Source organism: Arthrobacter sp. NA-172, from assembly GCF_043952055.1.
Taxonomy (GTDB): Bacteria; Actinomycetota; Actinomycetes; order Actinomycetales; family Micrococcaceae; genus Arthrobacter.
The window spans coordinates 996,290-1,022,326 of record NZ_JBINOT010000003.1; the positions used below are offsets into that span (position 1 = coordinate 996,290).

The 26,037-nt window shown below is 64.1% G+C and carries 20 protein-coding genes, 1 tRNA gene and 3 pseudogenes; 16 read left to right on the forward strand and 8 right to left on the reverse strand.

The window, feature by feature from the left end; all coding sequences use genetic code 11:
* Positions 1–33: 33 nt before the first annotated feature.
* Both ACF0H6_RS18785 and ACF0H6_RS18790 read left to right on the forward strand, forming a co-directional pair.
* A pseudogene (locus ACF0H6_RS18785) lies at positions 34–675 on the forward strand (Ig-like domain-containing protein); the annotation flags it as partial.
* Positions 676–847: 172 nt separating this feature from the next.
* The gene (locus tag ACF0H6_RS18790) at positions 848–1,267 is read left to right on the forward strand and encodes a L,D-transpeptidase (protein ID WP_395250986.1); all 420 of its coding nucleotides are present in this window, start codon (positions 848–850) and stop codon (positions 1,265–1,267) included.
* A 6-nt stretch (positions 1,268–1,273) separates the two neighbouring features.
* Here ACF0H6_RS18790 and ACF0H6_RS18795 read toward each other — a convergent pair whose 3' ends face one another.
* Entirely contained in the window at positions 1,274–2,074 is an 801-nt protein-coding gene (locus ACF0H6_RS18795) for an RDD family protein (protein ID WP_395250987.1), read from the reverse strand.
* 143 nt (positions 2,075–2,217) lie between these two features.
* On the opposite strand from ACF0H6_RS18795, the gene ACF0H6_RS18800 reads away from it, so the two are divergent.
* Both ACF0H6_RS18800 and ACF0H6_RS18805 read left to right on the forward strand, forming a co-directional pair.
* Positions 2,218–3,210 (forward strand): stage II sporulation protein M, encoded by a 993-nt coding sequence (locus ACF0H6_RS18800; protein WP_395250988.1) that lies wholly within the window; start codon positions 2,218–2,220, stop codon positions 3,208–3,210.
* Positions 3,211–3,640: 430 nt separating this feature from the next.
* Positions 3,641–4,451 (forward strand): annotated as a pseudogene (locus ACF0H6_RS18805) (TIGR01906 family membrane protein); the annotation flags it as partial.
* Between the two features lie 105 nt (positions 4,452–4,556).
* On the opposite strand, the pseudogene ACF0H6_RS18810 reads toward ACF0H6_RS18805, so the two are convergent.
* Positions 4,557–6,198, reverse strand: a pseudogene (locus ACF0H6_RS18810) (dolichyl-phosphate-mannose--protein mannosyltransferase).
* Positions 6,199–6,392: 194 nt separating this feature from the next.
* Between ACF0H6_RS18810 and rsmI the strand changes: the two are divergent.
* Together rsmI and ACF0H6_RS18820 are read left to right on the forward strand one after the other, a co-directional pair.
* Positions 6,393–7,259 (forward strand): 16S rRNA (cytidine(1402)-2'-O)-methyltransferase, encoded by an 867-nt coding sequence (gene rsmI, locus ACF0H6_RS18815; protein ID WP_395251362.1) that lies wholly within the window; start codon positions 6,393–6,395, stop codon positions 7,257–7,259.
* Positions 7,260–7,468: 209 nt separating this feature from the next.
* On the forward strand, positions 7,469–8,950 hold the full coding sequence (locus tag ACF0H6_RS18820) for an NAD-dependent succinate-semialdehyde dehydrogenase (RefSeq protein WP_395250989.1): 1,482 nt from the start codon (positions 7,469–7,471) through the stop codon (positions 8,948–8,950).
* Positions 8,951–8,956: 6 nt separating this feature from the next.
* Here ACF0H6_RS18820 and ACF0H6_RS18825 read toward each other — a convergent pair whose 3' ends face one another.
* The 5 genes from ACF0H6_RS18825 to ACF0H6_RS18845 form a co-directional block, all read right to left on the reverse strand.
* On the reverse strand, positions 8,957–10,564 hold the full coding sequence (locus tag ACF0H6_RS18825) for a transglutaminaseTgpA domain-containing protein (protein WP_395250990.1): 1,608 nt from the start codon (positions 10,562–10,564) through the stop codon (positions 8,957–8,959).
* A 5-nt stretch (positions 10,565–10,569) separates the two neighbouring features.
* Positions 10,570–10,956, reverse strand: coding sequence for a DUF3488 domain-containing protein (locus ACF0H6_RS18830; protein ID WP_395250991.1), 387 nt, complete (start codon positions 10,954–10,956; stop codon positions 10,570–10,572).
* Positions 10,957–11,039: 83 nt separating this feature from the next.
* The gene (locus ACF0H6_RS18835) at positions 11,040–11,297 is read right to left on the reverse strand and encodes a hypothetical protein (RefSeq protein ID WP_395250992.1); all 258 of its coding nucleotides are present in this window, start codon (positions 11,295–11,297) and stop codon (positions 11,040–11,042) included.
* Positions 11,298–11,428: 131 nt separating this feature from the next.
* Positions 11,429–12,847: a DUF58 domain-containing protein gene (locus tag ACF0H6_RS18840; RefSeq protein WP_395250993.1), complete on the reverse strand. Its 1,419-nt coding sequence runs from the start codon at positions 12,845–12,847 to the stop codon at positions 11,429–11,431.
* 22 nt (positions 12,848–12,869) lie between these two features.
* The gene (locus ACF0H6_RS18845; protein WP_395250994.1) at positions 12,870–13,949 is read right to left on the reverse strand and encodes an AAA family ATPase; all 1,080 of its coding nucleotides are present in this window, start codon (positions 13,947–13,949) and stop codon (positions 12,870–12,872) included.
* 152 nt (positions 13,950–14,101) lie between these two features.
* Between ACF0H6_RS18845 and ACF0H6_RS18850 the strand changes: the two genes are divergently transcribed.
* The 5 genes from ACF0H6_RS18850 to ACF0H6_RS18870 all read left to right on the forward strand — a co-directional run bounded on the left by ACF0H6_RS18850 (position 14,102) and on the right by ACF0H6_RS18870 (position 20,256).
* Complete coding sequence (locus ACF0H6_RS18850) at positions 14,102–14,986, forward strand: TatD family hydrolase (protein ID WP_395250995.1); 885 nt, start codon at positions 14,102–14,104, stop codon at positions 14,984–14,986.
* A gap of 267 nt (positions 14,987–15,253) precedes the next feature.
* Complete coding sequence (locus ACF0H6_RS18855) at positions 15,254–16,414, forward strand: ubiquitin-like domain-containing protein (RefSeq protein WP_395250996.1); 1,161 nt, start codon at positions 15,254–15,256, stop codon at positions 16,412–16,414.
* A gap of 75 nt (positions 16,415–16,489) precedes the next feature.
* On the forward strand, positions 16,490–17,371 hold the full coding sequence (gene rsmA, locus ACF0H6_RS18860; protein WP_395250997.1) for a 16S rRNA (adenine(1518)-N(6)/adenine(1519)-N(6))-dimethyltransferase RsmA: 882 nt from the start codon (positions 16,490–16,492) through the stop codon (positions 17,369–17,371).
* Positions 17,368–18,345 carry a 4-(cytidine 5'-diphospho)-2-C-methyl-D-erythritol kinase gene (locus ACF0H6_RS18865; RefSeq protein WP_395250998.1) on the forward strand — a complete coding sequence of 326 codons (978 nt, stop codon included), beginning with the start codon at positions 17,368–17,370 and terminating at the stop codon, positions 18,343–18,345. The genes rsmA and ACF0H6_RS18865 overlap by 4 nt, the downstream gene beginning before the upstream one ends.
* 75 nt (positions 18,346–18,420) lie before the next feature.
* Positions 18,421–20,256, forward strand: a complete 1,836-nt coding sequence (locus ACF0H6_RS18870; protein WP_395250999.1) for an ABC-F family ATP-binding cassette domain-containing protein — start codon at positions 18,421–18,423, stop codon at positions 20,254–20,256.
* A 632-nt stretch (positions 20,257–20,888) separates the two neighbouring features.
* Here the strand turns inward: ACF0H6_RS18870 and ACF0H6_RS18875 are convergent.
* Complete coding sequence (locus ACF0H6_RS18875; RefSeq protein ID WP_395251363.1) at positions 20,889–21,488, reverse strand: TetR/AcrR family transcriptional regulator; 600 nt, start codon at positions 21,486–21,488, stop codon at positions 20,889–20,891.
* Positions 21,489–21,763: 275 nt separating this feature from the next.
* On the opposite strand from ACF0H6_RS18875, the gene ACF0H6_RS18880 reads away from it, so the two are divergent.
* The 5 genes from ACF0H6_RS18880 (at position 21,764) to pth (ending at position 26,020) form a co-directional block, all read left to right on the forward strand.
* A tRNA-Gln gene (locus ACF0H6_RS18880) sits at positions 21,764–21,835 on the forward strand.
* A 155-nt stretch (positions 21,836–21,990) separates the two neighbouring features.
* Positions 21,991–23,502: a bifunctional UDP-N-acetylglucosamine diphosphorylase/glucosamine-1-phosphate N-acetyltransferase GlmU gene (gene glmU, locus ACF0H6_RS18885; protein ID WP_395251000.1), complete on the forward strand. Its 1,512-nt coding sequence runs from the start codon at positions 21,991–21,993 to the stop codon at positions 23,500–23,502.
* Positions 23,499–24,479, forward strand: coding sequence for a ribose-phosphate diphosphokinase (locus ACF0H6_RS18890; protein ID WP_395251001.1), 981 nt, complete (start codon positions 23,499–23,501; stop codon positions 24,477–24,479). Before glmU ends, ACF0H6_RS18890 begins: the two co-directional genes overlap by 4 nt.
* A gap of 277 nt (positions 24,480–24,756) precedes the next feature.
* Positions 24,757–25,332: a 50S ribosomal protein L25/general stress protein Ctc gene (locus tag ACF0H6_RS18895; RefSeq protein WP_395251002.1), complete on the forward strand. Its 576-nt coding sequence runs from the start codon at positions 24,757–24,759 to the stop codon at positions 25,330–25,332.
* Positions 25,333–25,435: 103 nt separating this feature from the next.
* Positions 25,436–26,020 carry an aminoacyl-tRNA hydrolase gene (gene pth / locus ACF0H6_RS18900; RefSeq protein WP_395251003.1) on the forward strand — a complete coding sequence of 195 codons (585 nt, stop codon included), beginning with the start codon at positions 25,436–25,438 and terminating at the stop codon, positions 26,018–26,020.
* The last annotated feature ends 17 nt before the right edge of the window (positions 26,021–26,037 follow it).

The window sequence follows — 26,037 nt, forward strand, 5'->3', positions numbered from 1 at the left end:
GGCTGGCGTCTACTGGGGATGTGGAGTCTTACGATGGCGTGGCAAAGGAAACAAAAGACCGGGAGGATTCTCGGAATCACAGGTATTTTTGCTGGTGTTGCGGCCGGAGGCATCGGTGTAGCCACCGCGCCTGACTGGGTTGGTACGGCAGTCGAATCAGAGGCGGGATCCCCACAGCGCACCCGTCCCGGACTCGCGTCCGGCGTCGTAAAAGCCGTGGAACTGGGTGTTACTCCACGGGACGGTGCCCGTGAGGTGAATCCCGCCGTCGGACCTTCAGTGAAGGCCCTGCACGGCACGCTGAAGGACGTCGAACTGGTGCCGCTCAAAGGCGGCACTGCCGTCAACGGGACCATCAGCGCTGATGGAAGCACCTGGTCCACCGTGGACGCCTTGAAATTCAATACCGAGTACAGGTACGGCTTCACCGTGGTTGACGCCGCCGGCCGGGAAACACGTCGGACCCAGGCCTTCACCACGGTCTCCACGGCCCGTGAAGCCGATGCCGCAGTATTCCCCCGGGACGGTTCCACCATGGGTTCGGGGCAACCCATCGAAATCAACTTCAGCGAGCCTGTCACCGACAAAGCAGCGATGGAACAAGCGGTGAAGATCCATGTCTCCTCGGGCCAGGAGGTGGCCTGGCGCTGGTACTCGGACCGGAAAGTGCGCCTTCGCCCGGAGAAATTCTGGGCGCCCAACACGAGCATCACCATGGACATGCCACTCTTCGGGAGGGATTTCGGGAACGGCATGATTGGCAATTCCAACGTCAAGGCCACTTTCAGGACCGGTCCCCAGCGGATCGCCGTCGTGGATGACGTCACTAAAACCATGAACGTCTACTTTGACGGGAATCTCGTCAAGACTGCTCCCGTCACCCTGGGTAGCCAGCGACTGGCTTTCGCCCACCGGTTACGCCGTGATTATGGAGCAGGAGCGCCATTCGAAGTTCAACGCGGGCAGCATCGGACTCAAACCGGGCGACAAAGGCTACTACGCCCCTCTAGTGGTGGAGCACGCCAACCGGCTGACAAACACAGGAGTCTATGTGCACCAGGCACTCCCGTCAGCCTACGGCGCAGTGGGAGCGTTCAACGTCTCGCACGGTTGCGTGGGTTTGCTTCCGGACGACGCCTCCTGGTTTTTCAACACTATGAGGACAGGGGACGTGGTGCAGGTCCTCAACACCGGCGCCCCGGCGGTGGAACCGCTTGAAGGCTTCGGCGACTGGAACATCGCCTGGGCCGATTACGCAAAGCGCTGAGCCTCGCTAGCGCGTGTACGGGAGCTTGTTGAGCCGTTCCCCGACGACCGCGCTGCGTTGTCCTGCCCGGCGCAGCCGTTCCAGGTCCCGGTTCCGTCGTTCACACAATACTGCAAGGACGTAGTCCTCCGGCGTCGTTCCGGGCGGCGGCGGTGGTGCGACGTAAGTTGCCAGTTCCGTCGCGAGGCTTGCGGACAGGTTGAGGCGCGATTCCGGAGCTATTCGCGACGCCTGCTGGATGAACTGTGAGGCCCGCCGCGCCGTGCCGTCGGGCACCCTGCCGATATCGGCGATTCCAGCCCAAGACTGCAAATAGGGGGGTGTGTACGGGAGGAACTTGCGTTCAGCCGGGACCCGCTGCCTGAGTGAGTAGCTTCCCGCCACCACGTCTCCGAGCCGCTTCGACTTATCGTTGAACAGCGCCACGGCAATCGCCAATCCGCCGAACGTCGCGTAGATCTCCAGGAAGCCAATCAACCCCCGGATCAATGCATGCCGGAAGCGGATGGAACCGCCGTCGTCGCGCACAATCCTGAGTCCCGTAGCCAGCTTGCCCAACGAGCGGCCACGGCTTAGGGTTTCCACCGCCACCGGGACCACAACAAGGCACAGCACCACCGTGGACAGAGCCATGGCGCGGCCGGCGGCTTGGTCCACATCCGGCGCTACGAGGCCGAGGAGGAGAAGCAGACCGAGGAGCAGCACAACATTCACCAGGACATCGAGCATGAGCCCCAACGCCCTCGCGCCGAACGATGCAGGCCGCAGCTCAAGGACCACGGCTTCTCCAGTAATGATCGAAGTCACGCCGGTTCCCTCCTGCGACTGCACACAATGTGGGCGGACCGAACGGCACCCCCGGGACGAGTCTAACCGTGGGTGCGGATTCGGAGCAGGGCTTGCCGTGGAAGGGGCGGGACTGCCTTGGACGCTGGGATTAGGGTAGAGCCGTGGACATGGATGCCTTCTCCGTCGTGAACGGGACCAAATGGTCCCGCTTGCACGAGCTCGCGCACAAACGACGCCTTGACGGCGGCGAAGCCGATGAGCTTTTGCGTTTATACCAAGTGGTGTCATCACACCTGTCCCTCATCCGATCCGTGGCGCCGGAGAGCGCCCTGTCTGCGAACCTGTCTGCGGCTCTCGCCCAGGCCCGCACGCGCTTCACCGGGGCTCGGTCTAATTTCATGGAAGACCTCGCGGGCTTCTTCGTCGTGTCCTTGCCGGCCGCGTTCTACCGTCTGCGCTGGTTGACGGTCTGGTGCGGGACCTTCTTCTGCCTTGTGGCGGGAGCATATGCGCTCTGGATCGGGACCTCGCCGGAGGCGTTAAGGGCACTGGGAAGCAGCAATGCCGTCAAGCAATACGTCGAGCAGGATTTTGTTGGCTACTATTCGGCGAACCCGGCTGCGTCCTTCGCGGGGGCAGTCTGGACCAACAACGCCTGGATCGGCGCGCAGGCCGTAGCGCTGGGCATTACCGGCTTCTGGGTGCCGTACACGCTGTTCTCGAACGCCCAAGGCATGGGGATCGCTGCGGGTGTTTTTGCGGCTACCGGCAAGATGGACGTGTTTTTCAGCTACATCCTCCCGCACGGCCTCATGGAGTTGACCGCCGTGTTCATTGCTTCCGCGGCCGGACTTCGCATCTTCTGGGCCTTGGTTTCGCCAGGCCCGCGGCGGCGGATGCAAGCTGTGGCGGAAGAGGGCCGCGCGCTCATCACGGTTGCCCTGGGTCTGGTGATCGTCCTCTTCGTTTCCGGACTCGTTGAGGCTTTTGTGACGCCAAGCCCGCTTCCCGTCTGGGCCAAGCTACTCATCGGTTCGCTGGTTCTCGCCGCATACTGGGTGTATACCCTGGTCCTGGGCGGACGGGCGTTCCGTGCCGGCGCCACGGGTGACCTGGACAGCAACGACGCCGGTTATCGCGAGATAGCCGCGTGAGGGGTACCGGGTCTGTCCGCAATCCGACGCCCGCCGGGGTGGCTCCTCGTCTCTCCGCGAGGCCTGACTGTAGGCTCGAACCCAGAGAAGATTGCCAGCAGACCGTTCCTGCTCCGGCATGTGAATCCTACGGAAGTGAATTGAAGTGACCGAGAAGAGCCCGATCCCCCAAGACCCGGACGCGGATATCAACGACGACGGCGATGAGCCGGCCTTCGAATGGATGAAGCCTGCCCCTCAGTCCGGGGCCCCGGTCGTAGGCCCGGCAAGGACTGCTGACGCAGCCCAGAGCTCTTCGAGCAAGCCCGTGCCGGAGAGCAAGCCCCTGCCGGAGAGCAAGCGGGCAGGACGAGCCCTCAATGGACAGCCCGAGAGCCGGGCGGACCGCAAAGCCGCCGAGGCAGCGGAAACCGGGCCGGAACCGGCCCTCTTCGCCGAGCCGCTGCCGACGTCGGCCCTTCAGGTCCGGCCGCCGGAATCCGAGGTGGAACGGCGCAACCACGAGCGCGAACAGGCTGCCAAGGCGAAACCGGTGGCGCCGCGCATTTTCCAGGTCTCTGTTGGCCGTTTTCTACCCGGTGGTCCTCTGTGATCCTGGCAATCCGTGCCGTGGCCAGCCCGCTGTTTCTGTGGGTGGAGTACTACCGCGCAGGGTTCCCGGGCGATGGTTACGGTTTCAACGCCGATGACCGGATGACCTACGGCTCCTACGCCATGGACTATCTGAGCAACGGGTCCGGACCGCGCTACCTGGGCGAACTGGTCAACCGAAACGGGGAGAAGCTCTTCAAAGAGGGCGAAGTTTCCCACATGGCCGACGTCAAGACCGTGATGCTTTCCGCATTCGGTGCCGGCGCCCTCATGATCATCATTGGCATCATCGCCATGATCTACCTGCGCAAGCGGAGCACGGGCGGAATCCGCCGCGGCCTGTTCGTAGGTTCAATTGTCACTTTGGTCCTGATTCTTGGGCTCGGCACGCTTGCCGCACTCGGCTGGCAACAGTTTTTCACGGACTTCCACGAGATCTTCTTCGCGAACGGCACCTGGACCTTTGCCCTTGACGACACTTTGATCCGTTTGTTCCCTGACAGTTCTGGATGGATGCGGGCATCGTGATCGGGGCCTTGGTCTTCCTCACGGCACTCTTGACGCTCATCTTTACCTGGCCCACCCGCCGTCGTCGCGGACTTCCTGCCAGGAAAGGCGGCCGCTGCGGAAGGCAGCGCGGATGCTGCTGAAACCGACTCCGAGGCCGTCCCGCTGGAGAAGTAGCAAGCAGCAAGACCAAGAAAAGCGTCCCCCGGGAACGGATGTTCCCGGGGGACGCTTTCTTGTTCGCAGAATCAGCGACTCAGATCCAGCGAAGGCATCCACATACGCATGCGCCAGTCCTGGTAGCTGATGACTTCAGCTGTCCACACCGGATAGAAAAACGCCGACAACAGCACGGCAAGAACCACCACAAGGCCCACAACGTAGAGCCCGGAACGGCGGCGCCACGGGGGAGCGTCGCTCTTTCCGAGCACGAGCCCCAGCCCGTAGACGAGGGCAAGCACCAGGAAGGGTTCGAAGGAGAGCGCATAGAAGTAGAACATGGTGCGGTCCGGATACATGAACCACGGCAGATAGCCCGACGCAACCCCTGCCAGGATGGCTCCCGCCCGCCAGTCGCGCCGTCCCGCCCACCAGAACAGCACCACGAAGAGTGCAATGGCCGCACCCCACCAGACCACCGGGTTGCCGACCGATAGGACGGCCGAGGTGCAGCTGGGGAGGTCGCAGCCCGGCGTTCCGGCCTTGGGGGACTCGTAGTAGAACGACGTGGGCCGTCCCATGACCAGCCAGCTCCACGGACTCGATTGATAAGGGTGGGGCGAGCTGAGGCTTTGGTGGAAGTTGTAGGCCTCCATGTGGTAGTAAGCAAGTGAGCGCAACGGTCCGGGAATCCACCCCCACGTGGCAGACGGATTCGATTCTGCCCATTGCCTGTAGTACGCGTCTTTGGAAAGGAACCAACCGGTCCACGTGGACAAATACACGGCTCCCGCTACGGGGATCATGGTGAAGAACGCCGGCACCCCGTCCTTGATGATCGCGGAGCTGGGCCAACTCCGAATGCCGGCGATGCGGCGTGCGCTCATGTCCCATAAGACCGTCATCAAGCCAAAACCAGCAACGAAGAACAGTGCCGACCACTTGGTGCCTACCGCCAAGCCGAGGCAAACACCGGCCGCCAGGCGCCACCATCGAAATCCGAGCCACGGCCCGGAGGCGAGTTGCGTCGGCGTCGGCCGCCCGTCCTTCGACGTACCCGCCAGCGCCGCGAGCCGTGCCGCCAGACGGCGGCGGCCGTCGTCGCGATCCATCAACAGGGCGCCGAACGCGGCGAGCAGCCAGAACATCAGGAAGATGTCCAGAAGGGAAGTGCGCGACATGACCAGGTGGTGGCCGTCGACGGCGAGCAACAGCCCCGCGACCGCGCCCAGAATGTGTGAGCGGAACAGCTTCAAGGCGATCAACGCGATCAGGAAGATCGAGAGGGTGCCCGTCAGTGCCGCGGAAAATCGCCAGCCGAATGAATTGTCCGAACCGAAGAGCCACATCCCGAACGCGATCATCCACTTTCCCACGGGCGGATGGACCACATATTCGGGGGAATTGAGCAGGACGTTGGGGTTGCCGGCGTTGAAGGCATCGTTGGCTTTGTCCGGCCACGGCCCGTTCGTATCCGCTGAGCAGCATCGAATAGGCGTCCTTGACGTAATACGTCTCGTCGAACACGAGGCTGTGCGGGGCATCGAGGCGGACGAAGCGCAGAATCCCGCCGATGACGGCCGTGATGGTGGGGATCAGCCAGAACCACAGCCTCAAGGACGGTGGATAGTCACGCCAACTCTGGATGCTTCCAATGAGCCGTGTACGGAGGGCCTCGGCGGTGAACGCCTCGCGAGGCCGGGTCAACCAGGTCTGCGGGGCGGGGCGCACGGTGGTATCGGGTCACTCAGCCCATGCTGCCTTTTGCCCCCGATAGCTCCCTGACGGCACCCCGGACGCCGGAAAGCAGTCGCGCGCGCACCCGGGAAGCAGTCCCGCACGTTGCGCCGGGGCACTAGGCTGGATGGGTGACTGAACAGCTGAGCTCCCCGGATGAAGCCATCGATCCTGCTTCGGCGGAGCCCTTGGAGACGCAGGCGCTCCCCCCGGTTGCCGACGGCGTGGGCCGGATCGTGCTGGCCGCCACCCCCATCGGAAATGTGGGCGATGCCTCCAGCCGGCTGATCGAGTTGTTGCAGACAGCGGACATCGTTGCTGCAGAAGACACCCGGCGCCTGCATCGCTTGGTCCATTCGCTGGGCATCACGGTGTCCGGCCGGGTCATCAGCTACCACGAGCACAACGAGGCAGCCAAGACCGAGGAACTCCTGGATCACGTCAGGGCCGGCAAGACCATCATCATGGTGAGCGACGCCGGAATGCCTGCGGTCTCCGATCCAGGCTTCCGCCTCGTGGAAGGCGCTGTTGCCGCCGGACTTTTCGTCACAGCGTTTCCCGGCCCGTCTGCCGTGTTGACTGCCTTGGCGCTTTCGGGGCTGCCCACGGACCGTTTCTGCTTCGAAGGATTCCTGCCCCGCAAGGCCGGCGAACGCAGTTCCCGGCTTGCGGACCTGGGCACAGAGCGCCGAACCATGGTGTTCTTCGAGGCGCCGCACCGCCTTGAGCCCATGCTCCGCGCCCTGTACGAGCGTTTCGGCGCGGACCGTCGGATCGCGGTATGCCGCGAATTGACCAAGACCTACGAGGAAGTCATCCGGGGAACCGTCCGGGAACTCCTCGAATGGGCAGAAAACAACGAGGTTCGCGGCGAGATTGCCGTGGTGGTGGCCGGCGCGCCCGAACAGGCGCCGGGCAAGCCTGAAGACCACGTCGCTGCGGTCAATGAACTCGTGGCCAAGGGCGTCAGGCTCAAGGAAGCGGTGGCCGCCGTGGCCGAGGATGTCCGCATCAGCAAGCGTGAGTTGTACTCAGCGGTGCTCGCAGCGCGTTAGGGCCGTGCTAGCAGCGCGTTAGGGCGGTGCTCGCGGCGTGCTCGGCCCCCTCCAGGCCGAGGCTGTGCAACTGCACAAACTCGAGTTCTTTCGGCAGTGCGCGAAGGCGTAGACACTGCTTCGAGACGGGCAGTACCGTGGCAGTAATTCCACAAAATCAAGCGTTGGTGCATCCCTACAAAAGTGCATCAACTGACGAAGGAGTCATTGTGACTGTTACCGCCGATCGCGAAAGCGAACTTCTCGCCTCCGTTCCCACGGGGCTGCTCATCAACGGCCAGTGGCTGCCTGCGGCGTCCGGGAAGACGTTCGACGTCGAGGATCCCGCCACGGGCAAGGTGCTGATGAGCATCTCCGACGCCGGAGCAGAGGATGGTGCCGCCGCGCTGGACGCTGCCGCCGGAGCCCAGGCCGCCTGGGCCCGCACCGCTCCGCGCGAACGTGGCGAAATCCTTCGCCGCGCATTCGAGCTGGTCACGGCACGAGCCGAGGATTTTGCGCTGCTCATGACGTTGGAAATGGGCAAGCCCCTGGCTGAAGCCCGCGGCGAAGTAGCCTACGGCGCCGAGTTCCTTCGTTGGTTCTCCGAGGAAGCCGTCCGCGTCAGCGGCCGCTACTCCGCAGCACCGGACGGCAAGAACCGCATCCTGGTCCAGAAGAAGCCGGTTGGACCGTGCCTGCTGATCACCCCGTGGAACTTCCCGCTGGCCATGGCCACCCGCAAGATTGCCCCGGCTGTCGCCGCCGGCTGCACCATGGTGCTCAAGCCCGCCAACCTGACTCCGCTGACCAGCTTGCTCTTCGCCCAGGTCATGCAGGAAGCCGGCCTCCCCGCTGGCGTGCTCAACGTTATCCAGACCTCCACGGCCGGCGCAGTCACCGGGCCCCTCATCAACGACGACCGCCTGCGCAAGATCTCCTTCACTGGTTCCACCGCCGTCGGCCAGGCCCTGATGCGCCAAGCCGCGGACAAGGTGCTGCGCAGCTCCATGGAACTCGGCGGCAACGCACCCTTCGTGGTGTTCGAAGACGCCGACCTGGACAAAGCCGTGGAAGGCGCCGTCGCAGCCAAGATGCGCAATATGGGCGAGGCATGCACGGCAGCCAACCGCTTCATTGTGCACGACTCCATCTCCGATTCCTTCGCCGAGAAGTTCGCTGCCAAGATTGCCGCGCTCAACACGGCCCGCGGCACCGAGCCGGACTCCACGGTTGGCCCGCTGATCGACGGCAAGGCCCGCAACGGTGTTCATGCTCTCGTCTCCGAAGCCGTCGCCAACGGTGCAGTTGCCGTGACCGGCGGTGCCCCGGTGGATGGCCCCGGCTACTTCTACCAGCCCACGGTGCTCAAGAACGTGTCCGCGGATGCCCGCATCCTGAAGGAAGAGATCTTCGGGCCGGTGGCGCCGATCGTGACCTTCAAGAGCGAAGACGAGGCCATCAAACTCGCAAACAACACCGAATACGGCTTGGTTGCTTACGTCTACACGAGGGACCTGAACCGCGGGCTGCGTGTCAGCGAAAAGATCGAGACCGGCATGCTCGGCCTCAACGCCGGCGTCATCTCCAACGCCGCAGCGCCCTTTGGCGGCGTCAAGCAGTCCGGACTGGGCCGTGAAGGCGGCTCCGAAGGCATCGAGGAATACCTCTACACGCAGTACGTCGGCATCGCGGATCCTTACGCCGACTAACGCCGACTAACCTCGACGCCTCCAGCGGAACGGTGACGAGACCACCTGAAACCACCTGGACATCAAGGATGGTGGGAACCAGTCCGCACGGAAGGCCGTGAACCACGAGGCGTTGCGCCGCAATGCGCTCCGGACGGCGGCGATCCGGGGCGCCGGAGAATCTGCCGCGGAAGCAGCCGGGGGACCGTAGCGCTGCCTCTCGAATTCTCCGGTGAGGGATACGACGGCGAGTTGGCCGGCGTCGTCGGCGGTTCCCGACGGCGCCGCAGCCGCCGTCGGGCCTCCGAGTGCAGCTGAGCCGCGCAATCTGGCCGCAAAGTGCCGGGGCGTTTCGCTGGACACGGGTGGCACGCCGTAGTCGGTGGCAAGGTCCTGCAGCTCGGCCCATGCCAGGACAGGGCCGTCCGCCGGTGGAGCGAGACCCCCGGCGGCTCCGGAACGGGCCTTTCCAGTCCGTGCCGGCTTCAGGCGCCGTGCCCGGATGCCGGTGCGGATCAGTCGTGGGGAGGCCGTCAGTGCCGCCAGGAGGAGCACGACGGCGGCGACGTACAGGAAAGTCCAGGAATCGGTGCCCTTGCCAGATCCAACCCCCGGCCCCGCAAGGTGCGGTACTGCCGAAGTGCTGGGCTGCGGAGTCGCGGAACCCGGGGTCAGGTTTTCGTCGTGCAGGTTGGTGGTCGGGGCGCCCGCAGCAGCGGGTTCCGAGGCGTAGGGCGGAACGACGCCGCGTGACGGGGTCGGTTCAAAGGCCACCCAACCGTAACCCTCGAAATAGAGTTCCGGCCACGCGTGGGCGTCGCGGGCATCCACTTCGTACTCCGGCAAAGGCTCCTGCCCGGCCACGGCCACGGTGGTCCCGGTGGAGTGCCCCGGGGCATATCCGACGGCGATGCGGCTGGGGATTCCCTCCAACCTCGCCATCACTGCCATGGCGGAGGCGAAGTGCACGCAATAGCCGCTCTTCTGGTTGAGAAAATCTGCCAGCACGGACATGCCGTTGCCGTCATAACCGCCCTGGACTGGTGCTTGCAGGGAGTAGGTGAACTGTGTGGAGCGTAGGTAGTTCTGGATCGCCATCGCCTTGGCGTAGTTGCCATTCGCGCCGCTCGTGACCGTTTTGGCGGTGTTCCGGACGATGTCTGGAACATTGCTGGGCAACTGTATGAAGTCCTGGGAGATGGACGTGGGCCGGGCATTGTCCTGGCTCAATTCCGCGGACGTCAGGGTTGGCAGCGCCGAATACACCGTGTATTGCTGGTTCCGTGTGGTGGTGTCCTCGCCACGGAGGCTGAGTGTTGTGGGGTCCCATGACCAGCGTCCGCTCAGCCCGTTCACGGCCGTCGGGGCATACGGAGCGGGCAAATAGGGACTCGTGAACTGTCCGGTATCAATCACCGTTAATTGGCGTGCAAGCTCAGAGGGCAGCGCGTAGTCCGGCGCCATGCGGCCCGGTCCGACCCGTCGGGAGGCTTCACGATCGTCCGGGGCCCACGTGTCGCCGTCGAACTTGTCGATCGTGACGGAGCGCAGGTACAGAGGGGCGGTGGAACTCGTAGCGTACGTGATGCGGCCATCGCCGGAGGGATTCCGCAGGCTGTTGCCGAGGGTGATCATGGGGTTCAGGCCATTGGAAGCCCCCAGGGGTTCAACCTCGAGCCCACCGGGAACGTTCCGCGCTCGAAGCCGGGAACCGCCAAAGGCAACAGCAGCCCGAGGACAAGGGCGACGCCGCCGATCACCGCCAACCGTCTGAGCTGTCCTTTGCCGGGCGCACTTTCGGTCTGCAGCCGGGAATCCGGTGCGAACCATTGGCTGCAACCCAGGATCAAGACGAAGCCGACGGCGGCGGCAAGGGAGCCGGGCAGGCCCACGCTTTGCGGCTTGATGATGGCCGGGAATACGAGGATGGCGAGGAGGCCCAGGCCGCTGGTTGCGGGCATGCCAAGCGCGACCGCCAAGGCATCAATGAGGACAGTCACCAGGCCCAGGCCTCGCGCACGCGACAAACACTATTCCTGCGTTGGGGGAGACCGGCGCAGTCTCCGAAACCACCGTTTCACCGGCGCGTTTGAGGAATTGGCCTAGCGCATCAAGGGTTGCGGCGGAGGGGATGAAGCCCGCGATGCTTTGCGGGCGGAAGAACGTGAAAGGCCAGGATGAAGACGAGGGAGACGAGTCCGCCGAAAGTGGTGAGCAACGGCCGCACCCTCAGGGCACGAAGGACAGCCAGTGTCAATGCGACCGTGCACACCGTGGTGATCGCAGGAACCAGCCACGCCCAGCCTCGGAAGACTCCGTTGAGCGAGAGCGCCGTGCCCATTACCGCAATGGCTATGGCCGTCGACATGGCCCACGGATAAGGTCCGGGCCCCGGTTTCCGGAGGCGCGGCGCCCTTCCGGGGCCTCGCAGGGAGGCCCCGCCCGTGCCTGTTGGCTCCGGACCCGGTGTTTGTGGGAACTCATGCCGGGACGTTGTGGTCATCGCGGCACCGCCGCGCCGCGCCTGACGTCCATCGCTGCTGCAGCTGCAGCGAGGATTTCTCCCTGATCGAAACCTGCCCACGCGACGGCAAGATCCGTTCTCGAATTGACGGCACCGGCCCGCCAGCCCCCCAGCTTCAGGGCTTCGATCGCGGGCTGGACGTGGTGCGGATGATCGGTGACCATCAACGCGAAAGCATTGGCGCCGTAGCCCGCGGCGGGCGCCAACGCACGTGCCTCGGCGAGAGACATATTGCCGAGTAACGCAAGAACCGGTCCGCGCAAGCGGTGTGCTGCGAGTTTGTCCATCAGATGGTCATCGAAGGGCGCCTCCGTGCCGTCCACGACGCCCGTTGTCTCTTTGCGGCGCTCGCCATGGACATGCCGCGGACCGCCCAGCTGAATGGCGGCGAGGCTTTCGGCGATGGATTGCAGGCCGCCCAAACCGCTGAACTCTTCGGTTTCCGGGAAGGGCGCAGAGCGGGATCCACGGAATGCGGGATGCCCGGCAGCATCAAGGAAACGCAGTGAATAATTACGGTCGGCGAGGTGGGCGCTGATCGACATGGCCGCCGTCACGACCCACTCGAAGTTCTCGCTGCTGAGCAGTTCAAAGGAATCCTCGTGGGCCGGGCCGAAGACCGCTCCGGACCCGGACACAAAGGCGGAGTACCGCTGGTCCATGATGATGGTCGCCTCGGGTGTGGTCACGGATTCCTCCTGCCGCACCATGAGTTCCCCGTGCCGCGCCGTCGCGGCCCAGTGCACGCGCCGCATGGGGTCGCCGTGCCGGTACTCGCGGGTCATGACATCGTCATCGCTCGGATTCGCACGGATCCGGGTGGCGGTCACACCGTCGTTTCCGCGGGCGCCCGCAAGGCCCGTCGCGGGAAGCTCGACGGCGGCAGGCGTCACCGTGAGGATGTCGCCGTCGTCGATTGCGTGCCGGTGCAAGGACAAGCCAAACGGATCGCAGAACTCGGCGGTCACCGGCCCGATCCTGAACTGTCCGCGCTTTCCAGAGCGCAAATGGTATTCGTACCGGCTGGTGCCGCCCGAGGACGTATGGGCCGGAAACCGAAAAGCCGGAGGCTCACCGAATCGAGGAGGCAATTGCTCTTCCATGATCACCGGGCCCATGCCTACGCCGGTCCGTGCCACCGCCAGCCGCACCGTTGCCGTGGAGGACGTTTCCACGGAAGACGGATTGAATTCGCGGAACACTTGGAAGCGCGGTTTCAGGACGCGGACCCCGGCAAGGGATATCAGCGGCAGTACCAACAACAAAATGCCTAGCGCGAGCAGGTCGCGCCTGCCCATGACCTGTGCCAGCAGCAGGAAGCCCGCCCCGCTGGCGAGCAGCCCCCAGCCCCGGGTGGTGAACAGATGCTTGGGAAGTAGATCTATCAGTGCCATTCGTGCCCCCTCCCTTGATTTCCTAGCTGCCTCGGCGTTCCGCGCCAGCGTCATGGACCACCGGGAGGGACGCCAGGATCGCCCGGACGATGCTCTGCGGAGTGTCGCCGGAACTGGCAGCTTTGCGGTCAAGGATGATGCGGTGGGCCAGCACTGATTCAGCCACGGTGATGACGTCGTCCGGGAGGACGAAATCCCTACCGTCAAGGGCGGCAGTCGCTTTGGCCGCCCGCAGCAGCTGCAGGAGGGAACGCGGGCTGGCTCCGAGACGCAGGCGGGCGCTGTCACGAGTGGCCCGGCCCAGAGCTACCGTGTATTCCTTGACGGATTGGGAGACGAAGACCTGTTGGACTGTGGCGATCATGGCTGCCACGTCGGAGGCGGTGACCACTGGCGTGACTTTAGCAAGGGGGGAGACCGCCTGATGGGTCTCGAGCATCTCGATCTCTGAGAGCTTGTCCGGGTAGCCCATGGAGATCCGTGCCATGAACCGGTCCCGCTGGGCCTCCGGCAGGGGATAGGTGCCTTCCATTTCAATGGGGTTCTGCGTCGCCACCACCATGAACGGCTCAGACAGTTGGTAGGAATGGCCGTCCACCGTCACCTGGTGTTCCTCCATGCATTCGAGCAGGGCGGACTGGGTCTTGGCCGAGGCACGGTTGATCTCATCGCCAATCACGATGTTGGCGAATACCGCCCCCATCCTGAACTCGAACTGCCGGGATGACTGGTTGTAGATGGAGACACCCGTGACATCGGAGGGAAGGAGGTCAGGGGTGAACTGGATCCGGCTGACCTTGCAATCGATGGCGCGGGCGAGAGTCTTGGCCAGCAAGGTCTTGCCGACCCCCGGCACGTCCTCCACGAGAAGGTGGCCTTGGGCGAGCAGCACGGTCAAAGCAAGCTTGGCCGCTTCGGCCTTGCCGTCGATGACTTGGCTGATGGCCGCGAGGATCTTCTCGCTCGCAGCGTGGAACTGTGCGGGATCCATGACCGGCGGCTTGTGCCCGTTCAAGGACTCCCGTTCGGTTGGAAGGGCTACAACAACAGCTTCTTCCCGCAGGAATGGCTCATCAACGGTATCGTGTCGCTTTGAATCCATGGACAACCCCTCAGCCATGACAGCCCCTCAGCCCGGCAGCGGTGCCTGACCGGATATACCGCCCTTTGTACCAGACTACCCAGCCAAGGGCCGCCTCAGACAGAGGCGCAGTCCGCACGGGAGGACACCGGAGGGAAAGATAAGGTGGAAGCATGTGCAATTCCCTCCCGCCGGCTCCGTACCAGGCTCCTGAAAGCGGAGATTCACGCAAGGAATACCCGCCGGCTCCCGAGCCGCTGCCGGTTCCTGTGATGGACAACCACACGCATCTCGACTTCCGGCACGGCCTGCTCGAAATTGCTGTTGCGGATGCGTTGGACGCGGCCGAAGCCGTGGGTGTCCAGGGGGCGGTTCAGGTGGGTTGCGACCTTGAATCGTCGCGATTCACGGTCCAGGCGCTGGACATGGACAAGCGTCTCCTCGGGGCTGTTGCCATCCATCCGAACGACGCTCCGGCCTACGCTGGCCGCGGGGAACTGGAATCGGCGCTCGCGGAGATCGAAGAACTGGCGGCCCATCCGAGGGTCCGCGCCATCGGCGAAACCGGTCTGGATTTTTTCCGCACGCAGGGCGACGGCCTGGTCCACCAGCGCCATTCTTTCCGCCGTCACATCGACATCGCGAAGAGGCTCGATCTCACCCTCCAGATCCACGACCGCGATGCGCATGACGACGTCGTCCAGGTTCTTCGCGAAGAGGGTGCCCCTGAGCGGGTGGTGTTCCATTGCTTCTCCGGCGATGAGGAATTGGCACGGATCTGCAATTTGAACGGCTGGTACATGTCCTTTGCGGGCACCATGACCTTCAAGAACGCGGCGAATTTGAGGGACGCATTGGCCATCGCGGACCCGGAACTCGTACTCGTGGAAACCGACTCTCCGTTCCTGACTCCGCATCCCTACCGGGGCCGTCCGAACGCGAGCTACATGGTGCCCTACACCGTTCGTTCCATGGCTGACGTGACCGGAACCGAGCTTTCCGCGCTGTGCTCGCAGCTTGCCCAAAACACGGTGGCAACGTATGGATCGTGGGACTGAGCAGAAGTTAAGTTACATACCCGGTATGTAAAATTCTTGGCCACTTTATAACGCTTCGGTTACAGTGGGTAACCAGTAGCCGGGGTCGGGGAAGGCCTTCGGAAAACTAACTCCGTTCGCAATTGGCGTTTTCAGTTGAATTGAGTGTGGCGGCGCATCACTCCGCTGCAGTCCTCCTGCATGGCTTCGGCCTGCATTCCGGGCCGCAGCAGGAGACTCCTGTGCGCTTTTCCCCGTGCCCGGATGGTCTAAAAGTTACGGGCAAACATGGTTAAGTTCTTCACCACGGACGGCAAGTTCAGTTTCGTCAAAGTGGGTGCGCAGCTGCTGGTGCTTTCGGCACTGGTGCTCGGGGTGGTTGCCTTCACGGGCAACAACAAGTCAGTCACCCTCAACGTCGACGGCAAAGTGAGTTCCGTCCAGACCTTTGGCGGCACCGTTGACCAGGTGGTCAAGGCAGCCAAGGTCGATCTGAAGGCTGAAGACCGGGTTTCCCCGGCCTTGAGCACTTCGGTGCAGAACGGCTCCATCATCAACGTGAACCTGGCCAAGGCCGTCACTGTCAGCCTTGACGGCGCCCAGCGCACGGTCAACACCACGGCCCCCAACGTCGAAGGGCTCGTCTCCGAGCTCGGCGTTGCGAGCGCCTCGGCTGTTTCCCAGCCCAAAGACACTCAGTTGGCAGTTTCCGGATCGTTCGTCTCGATCCTGACCCCCAAGACCGTCAGTCTGATTGTGGACGGGCAGAGCTCTTCGAAGACCACGACGGCGCCGGATGTCGGCACCATCCTCAGCGATGCCGGCGTCGCGCTCGGCCCGAACGACCGCGTATCGCAGCCCAACTCAGCCCCTGTTGTCGCGAACATGGTCATCAAGGTTTCCCGCGTGGACACCAGCAAGACTGCCACCGAGACGGAAAACGTGCCTTTCGATACCGTCACCACACAGGACCCCGCCCAGTTCAAGGACCAGAAGACGGTCACCCAAGAAGGTGTCCTCGGGCTGCTCAGCAAGACGTTCAAGCTCGTCCTGGTAGACGGCCGTGAGGCTTCCCGGACCTTGGTCTCCTCTGACGTCACGGTCCAGCCGGTCTCCGCTAAGGTGACGGTCGGAACCAAGGATCGTCCGCAGCCGGCTCCCGCCGCTCCCGCCGCGGCCGTCGCCTCCGGACCTACCGGCGCGCCGAACGAGGCCATGTGGGACAAGGTCGCTAAGTGCGAGTCCGGTGGAAACTGGGCCATCAACACCGGTAACGGCTACTACGGCGGCCTGCAGTTCGACGTCCAGACCTGGATCGGTTCCGGCGGTGGCGCATACGCCCCGAACGCATCCTTGGCCAGCAAGGCCCAGCAAATCGACATCGCCAACCGCGTCTACGCAGCGCGAGGCCTTGGGCCGTGGGGTTGCGGCTGGGCAGCTTCCAGCTAAGTACTCCAGCTAAGCAAGACGCGTGGGGCCGGGTCCAGGGGACCCGGCCCCACGCGCAGACGATACGATACCTAGGTGACTGAACCGAATTCCGAACACGCCGCCGTCGCGCCCCTTCTGGGAGCTGCGGACATCCGACGGCTCGCCGAGGAAATCGGTGTCCGCCCAACCAAAACCTTGGGCCAGAACTTCGTCATTGACGGCAACACCATCCGGCGGATCGTCTCGGCGGCCGGTATTGACCCTCAGGAAACCGTGTTGGAAGTCGGCCCCGGGCTGGGTTCCCTGACGCTCGGTTTGCTCGACGCCGCAAAGACAGTTGTCGCCGTCGAAATCGATCCCGTATTGGCCGGCAAGCTGCCGGAAACTGTCCGTAGCTGGCGGCCGGAGGCGGCGGACGATTTCCACCTTGTCCTCTCGGACGCCATGAAGGTCACTGAACTTCCTGTGCAGCCCACGGCCCTTGTGGCCAACCTGCCTTACAACGTGGCGGTGCCCGTGGTACTGCACCTTCTGCAGCATTTCCCCAGCCTGCAGCATGGGCTGGTCATGGTCCAGGACGAGGTGGCGGACCGGCTGGCCGCAGGCCCTGGGTCCAAGATCTACGGGGTCCCTTCGGTCAAGGCCGCTTGGTACGGGCACATGCGCAAAGCCGGCGTGATCGGGATGAATGTCTTCTGGCCGGCGCCGAAGATCCACTCCGGACTCGTGTCCTTCACCCGCGGCACCCCGCCGGAGACGCACGCTACCCGCGAGCAGGTTTTCGCCGTCATCGATGCCGCGTTTGCCCAGCGCCGCAAAACGCTCCGCGCGGCCTTGGCGGGCTGGGCGGGGAGCGCCGCGGAGGCCGAGCGTTTCATCGTGGCTGCCGGCGTCGATCCGACCGCCCGCGGAGAGGTCCTCGATATCAACGGATTTATCCGCATCGCCGAGGCCCGCTACCCCCTGGACGCATGAATCCGGTCATCAGCGTTGCGAACCGTGGGCGCTTCGTCGCCCGGACAGTGCGTGCCCGGGCTCCCGGAAAGGTGAACGTCTCCCTCAATGTCGGGCCCTTGCGGCCGGACGGATACCACTCCGTCGCCAGCGTTTACCTTGCCGTGTCGCTCTACGAGGAAGTGGCTGCCACGAGCACCGAGGGTTCAGGGATCACGGTCGGCATCAGCCCGTCCAGCACCTTGGACCTTGACGGGGTGGACGTCCCTTTGGACGAACGGAACCTTGCCTACAAAGCAGCCGCCATCATGCGGGATGTCTCGGAGAATGCCACGGGCGTGCATTTGGAAATCACCAAGCGGGTCCCGGTAGCCGGGGGCATGGGAGGCGGTTCGGCCGATGCCGCGGCGACCCTCCTGGCGTGCGACGCCCTCTGGAACAGCGGATTGTCACGCGAAGAACTGGCCCATCTCGCAGCCGAGTTGGGCGCGGACGTGCCGTTCTCGCTCCTGGGGGGCACCGCCGTCGGGCTCGGAGTGGGCGACGAACTGTCACCTGCCCTCGCGAAAGCGCAGATGGACTGGGTCCTGGTTTGCGCCGATTACGGACTCTCAACGCCCGAGGTCTTCCATGCCCTGGACAGGCTCAGGGACGCCGAAGGGCTGGACATCCCGGAACCGCTCGAGGTCGATGCCAAGATCCTGCAGGCCCTTCGCAACGGCGATCCGGACGCCCTGAGCAGGGTCCTCATCAACGACCTCCAGCGCGCATCGATCGAGTTGGCTCCGCAATTGCGGGACACTATCGGGCTGGGGGAGTCGAACGGTGCCATCGCGGGAATTGTGTCCGGATCCGGCCCGACGGTGGCTTTGCTCGCACACAACCCTGCGGTCGCCGAGAGCCTTGCAGAGGACCTGCGGCACCTGGGTCACAACGCCCTCGCCGTTCACGGCCCGGTTCCCGGTGCACGGATCATCTCCGATACCCTCCTTTGACGGGCTCGCCCGAATAGTCGCCCCAAGATTCGCTCAGTAGCGGATTCCCCTCTTTCCACCAGAAAGTAGTACCCAGTGGCCCACCTGCTCGGCGGTGAAAACCTCACCGTTTCGTTCGCAACCCGCACCATCCTCGACGGCGTAACCCTTGGCTTGGAGGATGGCGACAGGATCGGTATGGTCGGGCGCAACGGTGACGGTAAATCCACCCTGATGCGCCTGCTGGCATTGCGTTCGACGCCGGACTCCGGCCGCGTGACCAAGCGCGGCGACGTGAATGTCGGCTACCTGGACCAGTCTGACGTGCTCGACGGCGACCTCACCGTAGGGGCCGCGATCGTCGGCGACCAAGCCGACCACGAATGGGCTGCGAACCCCAAAATCCGCGAGATCATGGGCGGCCTCGTGGCCGACGTCGACTGGCACGCCAACGTGCATGCCCTCTCCGGCGGGCAGAAACGACGGGTCGCTTTGGCCAAGCTGCTCATCGAAGACCATGACGTCATCATGCTCGATGAACCCACCAACCACCTCGATGTGGAGGGGGTCGCCTGGCTCTCCCGGCACTTGAAGACCCGCTGGCGGGCCAACCAGGGCGCGTTCCTGGTGGTCACTCACGACCGTTGGTTCCTGGACGAAGTCTGCAACCGGACGTGGGAAGTGCATGACGCCATGGTGGACCCGTTCGACGGCGGTTATGCGGCCTACGTGTTGGCCCGCGCCGAGCGCGACCGCACCGCGTCCGTCGTCGAAAGCAAGCGGCAACAATTGGTCAAGAAGGAGCTCGCGTGGCTCCGCCGGGGCGCCCCGGCCCGCACATCCAAGCCCAAGTTCCGCATTGAAGCAGCCAACGAACTGATTTCCGATGTCCCGGATCCGCGCGACTCCGTAGCCCTGAGCAAGATGGCAACCGCCCGTCTCGGCAAGGACGTGCTGGACCTTGAAGGAGTTTCCCTTGATTTCGAGGGCGGCATCGCCGGGCAGAAGCTCTTCGACAACGTCACCCTGCGCCTCGCACCGGGGCAGCGGCTCGGTCTGGTTGGCGTGAACGGTGCCGGTAAGTCAACGTTGCTGCGGTTGCTCAACGGCGAGATCACTCCGAGTTCCGGCAAGGTCAAGCGCGGCAAGACTGTTGTCACCGCAGTACTGAGCCAGGACGTCCAGGAGCTCGACGACGTTTCGGACCTTCGCGTGATCGAGGTCATCGAACGCGAGAAGCGCTCCTTTAGTGTGGGTGGCAAGGAATTCACGGCTGGCCAGCTCGTGGAGCAGCTCGGCTTCACGAAGGAAAAGCAGTGGACGCCCGTCACCGATCTATCCGGTGGTGAACGCCGCCGCTTGCAACTCCTGCGCCTGTTGGTAGGCGAGCCCAACGTCCTGATGCTCGACGAACCCACCAACGACCTCGATACCGACACCCTCGCCGCCGTCGAGGACGTCCTGGACGGTTGGCCCGGCACCCTGGTTGTCGTCAGCCACGACCGCTACCTCCTGGAGCGCGTCACGGATTCCCAAATGGCGCTTCTCGGCGACGGCAAATTGCGCGGGCTGCCGGGCGGCGTCGACCAGTACCTGGAACTGCGCGAGGCCGCGCTCGCGAGCGGTGCGGTGACCGGCGGCGCGTCGAGCGGGAGCGCCAGGCCGACGGCGGCAAGCGGCTCAGGCGCCGTCGTTTCCGGGCCCAGCGAAGCTGAGAAGCGTGAGGCTCGGAAGGATCTGAACAGGATCGACAGGCAATTGGGCAAGATCGCGCAACAAGAAGAAAAGCTCCACGTCCAGATGGCGGCCAAGTCCGAATCCGGCGACTTCGACGGCCTCGGCGAGCTGAACACCAAGCTGCAGGAACTGCTCGACGAAAAAGAGGGCCTCGAACTCGAGTGGCTTGAGGCGGCGGAGGCTTTGGGGGAGTAGGCGCCTGAGTCTGGTGGGCGTGCGTTCGCGCGTTCTCGCTGGGGGCCGGGAGTCGGAGACGGCTCTTCCGCGTCGCTTAGACACGGCGCATGTGTGGGCCCTCGGTCGCTGGGCGACCTCCGGCCCACGATGCGCCGCGATGCGCTCCTTTCGGAAGAACCGCCTCCGACGTGAGCGGGCGGCTCACTTCTCTGCCGCCCCAGGCCTCAGGGTGAAAAGGGGGGAACGGTGTGCCGGTTGGAAGCTGTTGGTTTGTGGCGATTTCGACACGCAAATGTGCTGTCGACTCGGATCGAGAAAACCGACGCGCGAATTCCGGGGTCGACAGGGATTTTGTGTGTCGAACGGACACTTCGGCGTCGGGGACGAGCCCAATGGCGACACAGGCAGGAGCGGCGCTGCGGGCTTTCGGGGGACCAGCGCAGCGGCGACCCCAGGCAGGAGCGGTGCTGCGGACCTTCGGGTAGGAGCGCATCGCGGCGCATCGTGGCCGGGAGGTCGCCCAGCGACCGAATGGCCACGATGCGCTGTGTCTAAGCGACGGCGAAGGGCCGTTGCGCCGCGGAGGCAACCACGGCAAACCGCGGAGGCGACCGCGCACCACAGCGCGGAGGCGACCACGCACCACAGCCCTAACCTTCGGACCGCAGCTCCGGTTCTTTTTGCAGGCCCGTCAGACCGTTCCATGCCAGGTTCACCAAGTGCGCAGCGACGGCGCGCTTGTCCGGCTCCCGGTGGTCAAGCCACCATTGGCCGGTCATGGCTACCATGCCAACCAGCATCTGGGCGTACATGGCGCCGTCGGCAGCGCTGAATCCGCGGCGGGAGAATTCGTCGGCGAGCAGGTTTTCCACCCGGTCCGCTACATGGGAAAGCAGGGTGGAAAACGCCCCTTCGGGCTGGGAAGGCGGGGCATCCCGCATGAGGATCCGGAAGCCGTCGCTCCGCTCTTCGATGTAGCCAAGCAGAGCGAGCGCCGCTTGTTCGACCAGGACGCGTGGTTTGGCTTCGGCGGCCAGGGATTCGTTGATGGCTGCGAGCAGGATCCGGAATTCCAACTCCACAACCTGCGTGTAGAGTCCCTCTTTCGATCCGAAGTGCTCGTAGATCACAGGCTTGGACACTCCGGCGGCCGCCGCGATTTCGTCAATGGTGGTGGCGTCCAGGCCGCGGGCGGCAAAAAGGCGCCGGCCTATTTCGATGAGCTGGGAACGGCGCTGGGACCCGGTCATCCGGGCGCGCACCACCTGGGCTGCCGGCGGGTGGGTGATCACCCCTGTTCCGGCCGAAGGCTCCGGTATTCCTGTGCTCTTGCTCACGCATCCATCATGCCTTATGTCAACCCTGAAGCGGCTTCGAAAGGGCCTGCGAGGACCATCGAAAAGGGGTCAGGAGTGTGCCAAGTCGCGAACACGCAACGGTCATGGCAAACTAGATTCTTGTGTGTGCGACCCGGTCAAGCGGGAACCCCGCGGGCCTGGCGTCCGCAAGGGCCACGAACACACGGTCCGCTCTGGTGTAATGGCAGCACCCCGGCCTTTGGAGCCGTGGAGTATAGGTTCGAATCCTATGGGCGGAACTTGTCGGTGATCTGCCGGCACTGCCCTCTGAACGCACCGTCTCTCCCGAAGCTATCCATTGGCTGCGGGGAAGGCTGTGAATCGGCAAGAGTAGGATAGAGCAGATGCCGCAGCCGGGTTCTCCCGGACGTAACCGAGCAAGGAGAGCGACTTCGTGAGCCCCGATACTACTGGCCCCGCCGCTGTAATCGTCCTAGCCGCCGGAGCCGGTACGCGCATGAAGTCGCGGACTCCCAAAATCCTCCACGAAATCGGTGGGCGTTCCATGGTGGCCCACGCCATCCTCGCCGCACGTTCCATCGATCCCCAGCAGCTGGCCCTGGTGGTGCGCCACGAGCGGGACCTCGTCGCTAAGCACATTGAACTGATCGATCCCGACGCCGTCATCGTGGACCAGGACGAGATTCCAGGAACCGGACGTGCTGTCGAAGTAGCCCTCGACGCCCTGGATGCGAAGGCCGAGCTCAACGGAACGGTTGTGGTCACCTACGGCGATGTCCCCTTGCTCACCGGTTCCCTTCTTTCTGAGCTAGTTGCGAAGCACGAGTCCGAGGGCAATGCGGTGACGGTCTTGACCGCTATCCTCGACAACGCCAACGGTTATGGCCGCATTCTTCGTGCCGACGACGGGACCGTGCTCGGCATTCGCGAACACAAAGACGCCAGCGACGCCGAGCGCTCCATCCGCGAGGTCAACTCGGGTATCTACGCTTTCGACGCCGAGGTCCTCCGCACCCAGCTGCGTAAAGTCACCACGGAGAACATCCAGCGCGAAAAGTACCTCACGGACGTCCTCGAACTAGCGCGCGACGCCGGAGGCCGGGTTGCCGCGGTGGTCACCGAGGACCGCTGGCAGGTGGAAGGCGCCAACGACCGCATCCAGCTGGCCGCTCTCGGAGCCGAGCACAACCGCCGCATCATCGAGACATGGATGCGTGCCGGCGTCACGGTCATTGACCCGTCTACCACGTGGATCGATTCCACGGTCACGCTGGATGAAGACGTCCGCCTCCTGCCGAACACGCAGCTCCACGGCGCCACCACCGTGGCGCGCGACGCCGTCGTCGGCCCCGATACGACCCTCACGGACGTTTCAGTGGGCGAAGGCGCCAAGGTGACCCGCACTCACGGCTCAGGTTCCACCATCGGTGCCGGGGCCAGCGTGGGCCCGTTCACGTACCTGCGCCCGGGCACGGTACTGGGGGAGACCGGCAAGATCGGCGCCTTCTACGAAACCAAGAACGTGACAATCGGCCGCGGCTCCAAACTCTCCCACCTCGGCTATGCCGGAGACGCCGAGATCGGCGAGGACACCAATATCGGCTGCGGCAACATCACCGCCAACTACGACGGCGAGAAGAAGCACCGTACGGTGATTGGCTCCGGTGTGCGGACCGGTTCCAACACCGTCTTCGTGGCCCCCGTGACAATTGGTGACGGCGCCTACAGCGGAGCGGGAGCCATCATCCGCAAGGACGTTCCCGCCGGAGCCCTTACCCTCAGCGTCGCCCCTCAGCGCAACGCTGAAGGCTGGGTCATCGCCAACCGCCAGGGCAGCAACTCGGCCCAGCTGGCGCAGGCTGCCCAAGCCGCCGCGCCCGGCTCCGCCGCCACCCCCGATTCCTCAAGTACTCCGGCAACCACAGAAGAGGGCACACAGGCATGAGCGAAATTACCGCACACGGCGAGAAGAAATTGGTTCTCGCCGCCGGACGGGCGCACCCCGAGCTGGCGCAGGAAATCGCCAAGGAACTGGAAACGGAACTCCTGCCGATCGACGCCTACGACTTCGCCAACGGTGAAATCTACGTGCGCTCCGCGGAGAGCGTCCGCGGCACCGATGCCTTCGTCATCCAGGCGCACCCGGCTCCGCTGAACAACTGGCTGATGGAGCAGTTGATCATGATCGACTCCCTGAAGCGCGCCTCGGCCAAGCGGATCACCGTCGTCTCGCCGTTCTACCCCTACGCCCGCCAGGACAAGAAGGGCCGCGGCCGCGAGCCGATCTCCGCCCGCCTCGTGGCGGATCTCTACAAGACTGCCGGCGCGGACCGCATCATGTCCGTGGACCTCCACACCTCCCAGATCCAGGGATTCTTCGATGGCCCGGTGGACCACCTCATGGCCATCCCGCTGCTTGCCGACTACATCCGCACCAAGGTCGAAGCAGACAACATCACTGTTGTTTCTCCGGACACCGGCCGCGTCCGCGTGGCGGAACAGTGGGCCGAGCGCCTGGGCGGTGCGCCGTTGGCGTTCGTCCACAAGAGCCGCGACCTGACGGTGCCGAACCAGGCGGTCTCGAAGACCGTCGTCGGGCAGATCGAAGGCCGTACGTGCGTCCTGATCGATGACATGATCGACACCGGCGGAACCATCTCCGGCGCCGTCCAGGTCCTCAAGAACGCCGGTGCCAAGGACGTCATCATCGCGTGCACCCACGCAGTGTTCTCCGAGCCTGCGGCCAAGCGCCTGGCCGAATCCGGTGCCCGCGAGGTTGTTGTCACCAACACTCTCCCGATTCCGGCGGACAAGCGCTTCCCGCAGCTCACGGTGTTGTCAATCGCGCCTTTGATTGCGCGCGCCATCCGCGAAGTGTTCGACGACGGTTCTGTCACGAGCCTTTTCGACGGCAACGCCTAGCTCCACTCACCCAGTTGGGCTGGGGCCGTTTTCTCTTTGGTGGGACGCGGCTGCTAAACTCTTGGGGATACCTTGGCGAGGGAGAGCACATCCGATGAGAATCGGGTTGCGGGTCTCCGTTATCGACTGGGTCTGAATCTCCTTCAACGAAGGCGGACTGGATCGGCTGCTACTGCGGCCGGAAGTCCGCCGGGCGTGGAAGGTCACCACAGACCTCCGCCCTTGCTGATCGACTTGCCTGGCATTATGCCGGCGCCACAGTAATCAAGGAGTACACATGTCTGAGCAGAAGCTCGCAGCAGAACTGCGCACCGAATTCGGCAAGGGTTTTGCCCGCCGCGCCCGTGCAGCCGGCCAGATCCCGGCCGTTATCTACGGTCACGGCGCAGAGCCCATCCACATCAACCTGCCGGGCCGCGCCACCACCCTGGCCGTCCGCGTTTCCAACGCCCTGCTGTCCCTGGACATCAACGGCGAAGAGCACTTGGCCTTGGTCAAGGACATCCAGCGCGACCCGATCAAGCAGATCATCGAGCACATGGACCTCCTGACCGTCCGTATGGGCGAGAAGGTCACAGTTGACGTTTCGGTGCACGTCATCGGCGAAGCTGCCATTGGCGCAGTTGCCAACCAGGAAGCCACCACGGTTTCCCTCGAAGCCGAGGCAACCCACCTGCCGACGTTCGTCGAAATCAGCATCGAAGGCCGCAACGCCGGCGAGCACGTCCACGCTTCGGACATCGTCCTGCCGAGCGGTTCGACGCTGCTGACCGATCCCGAGACGCTCATCATCAACATCTCCGAGGCCGCTTCGGCTTCCGAGGAAGAAGAGGAAGCTCCTGCTGCCGAGTAGTCATTGCGACTAGTCGTGGCATCAGCCTCGTGAGTGGCCGGGTCCCCTTGGGTCCCGGCCACTTCCTTTTCATTCCACCTTCCCGATTCCCTAGGATGGCTTCATGACAGACACTTGGCTGATTGTCGGCCTTGGCAATCCCGGCAGTGAATACAGCCACAACCGCCACAACGTCGGCCAGATGGTTCTGGACGAACTTGCTTCGAGGATGGGCGGAAGCTTCAAAGCCCACAAGGCGCGGGCCCAAGTGGTGGAGGGCAGGCTTGGGATCGGGGGACCACGCGTGGTACTGGCGAAACCGATGTGCTACATGAACGTCTCCGGGGGACCGGTCTCCGGCTTGGCCAGGTTCTTCGATGTCGCGCCGGATCACGTCATTGCTGTCCACGACGAAATAGATATTCCTTTCAATACCGTGAAGTTGAAGATCGGCGGCGGAGAAGGCGGACACAACGGCCTGCGGGATATCTCCAAGGCTTTGGCGACCAAGGACTACCTGCGGGTGCGCGTGGGCGTAGGCAGGCCGCCGGGCCGGATGGATACCGCGGATTTTGTGCTCAGGGATTTTGGCGCCTCCGAAAAGAAAGAGTTGCCGTTCCTCCTGGATGAAGCGGCGGACGCCGTTGAACTGCTCGTGACCCAGGGATTGCTGGCGGCCCAGCAGAAATTCCACCCGGTCAAGGCATAGTTTCCACCCTCGCGAGG

What these genes read in the sequence shown, in the direction of transcription:
- ACF0H6_RS18865 (WP_395250998.1), top strand. Translation starts at nt 17,368, where the DNA reads ATGAATCCGGTCATCAGCGTTGCGAACCGTGGGCGCTTCGTCGCCCGG.
- ACF0H6_RS18850 (WP_395250995.1), top strand. Translation starts at nt 14,102, where the DNA reads ATGTGCAATTCCCTCCCGCCGGCTCCGTACCAGGCTCCTGAAAGCGGA.
- ACF0H6_RS18875 (WP_395251363.1), bottom strand. Translation starts at nt 21,488, where the DNA reads ATGACCGGGTCCCAGCGCCGTTCCCAGCTCATCGAAATAGGCCGGCGC.
- pth (WP_395251003.1), top strand. Translation starts at nt 25,436, where the DNA reads ATGACAGACACTTGGCTGATTGTCGGCCTTGGCAATCCCGGCAGTGAA.
- ACF0H6_RS18845 (WP_395250994.1), bottom strand. Translation starts at nt 13,949, where the DNA reads ATGGATTCAAAGCGACACGATACCGTTGATGAGCCATTCCTGCGGGAA.
- ACF0H6_RS18840 (WP_395250993.1), bottom strand. Translation starts at nt 12,847, where the DNA reads ATGGCACTGATAGATCTACTTCCCAAGCATCTGTTCACCACCCGGGGC.
- ACF0H6_RS18825 (WP_395250990.1), bottom strand. Translation starts at nt 10,564, where the DNA reads ATGATCACCCTCGGCAACAGCCTGCGGAATCCCTCCGGCGATGGCCGC.
- ACF0H6_RS18895 (WP_395251002.1), top strand. Translation starts at nt 24,757, where the DNA reads ATGTCTGAGCAGAAGCTCGCAGCAGAACTGCGCACCGAATTCGGCAAG.
- ACF0H6_RS18855 (WP_395250996.1), top strand. Translation starts at nt 15,254, where the DNA reads ATGGTTAAGTTCTTCACCACGGACGGCAAGTTCAGTTTCGTCAAAGTG.
- ACF0H6_RS18835 (WP_395250992.1), bottom strand. Translation starts at nt 11,297, where the DNA reads ATGTCGACGGCCATAGCCATTGCGGTAATGGGCACGGCGCTCTCGCTC.
- ACF0H6_RS18890 (WP_395251001.1), top strand. Translation starts at nt 23,499, where the DNA reads ATGAGCGAAATTACCGCACACGGCGAGAAGAAATTGGTTCTCGCCGCC.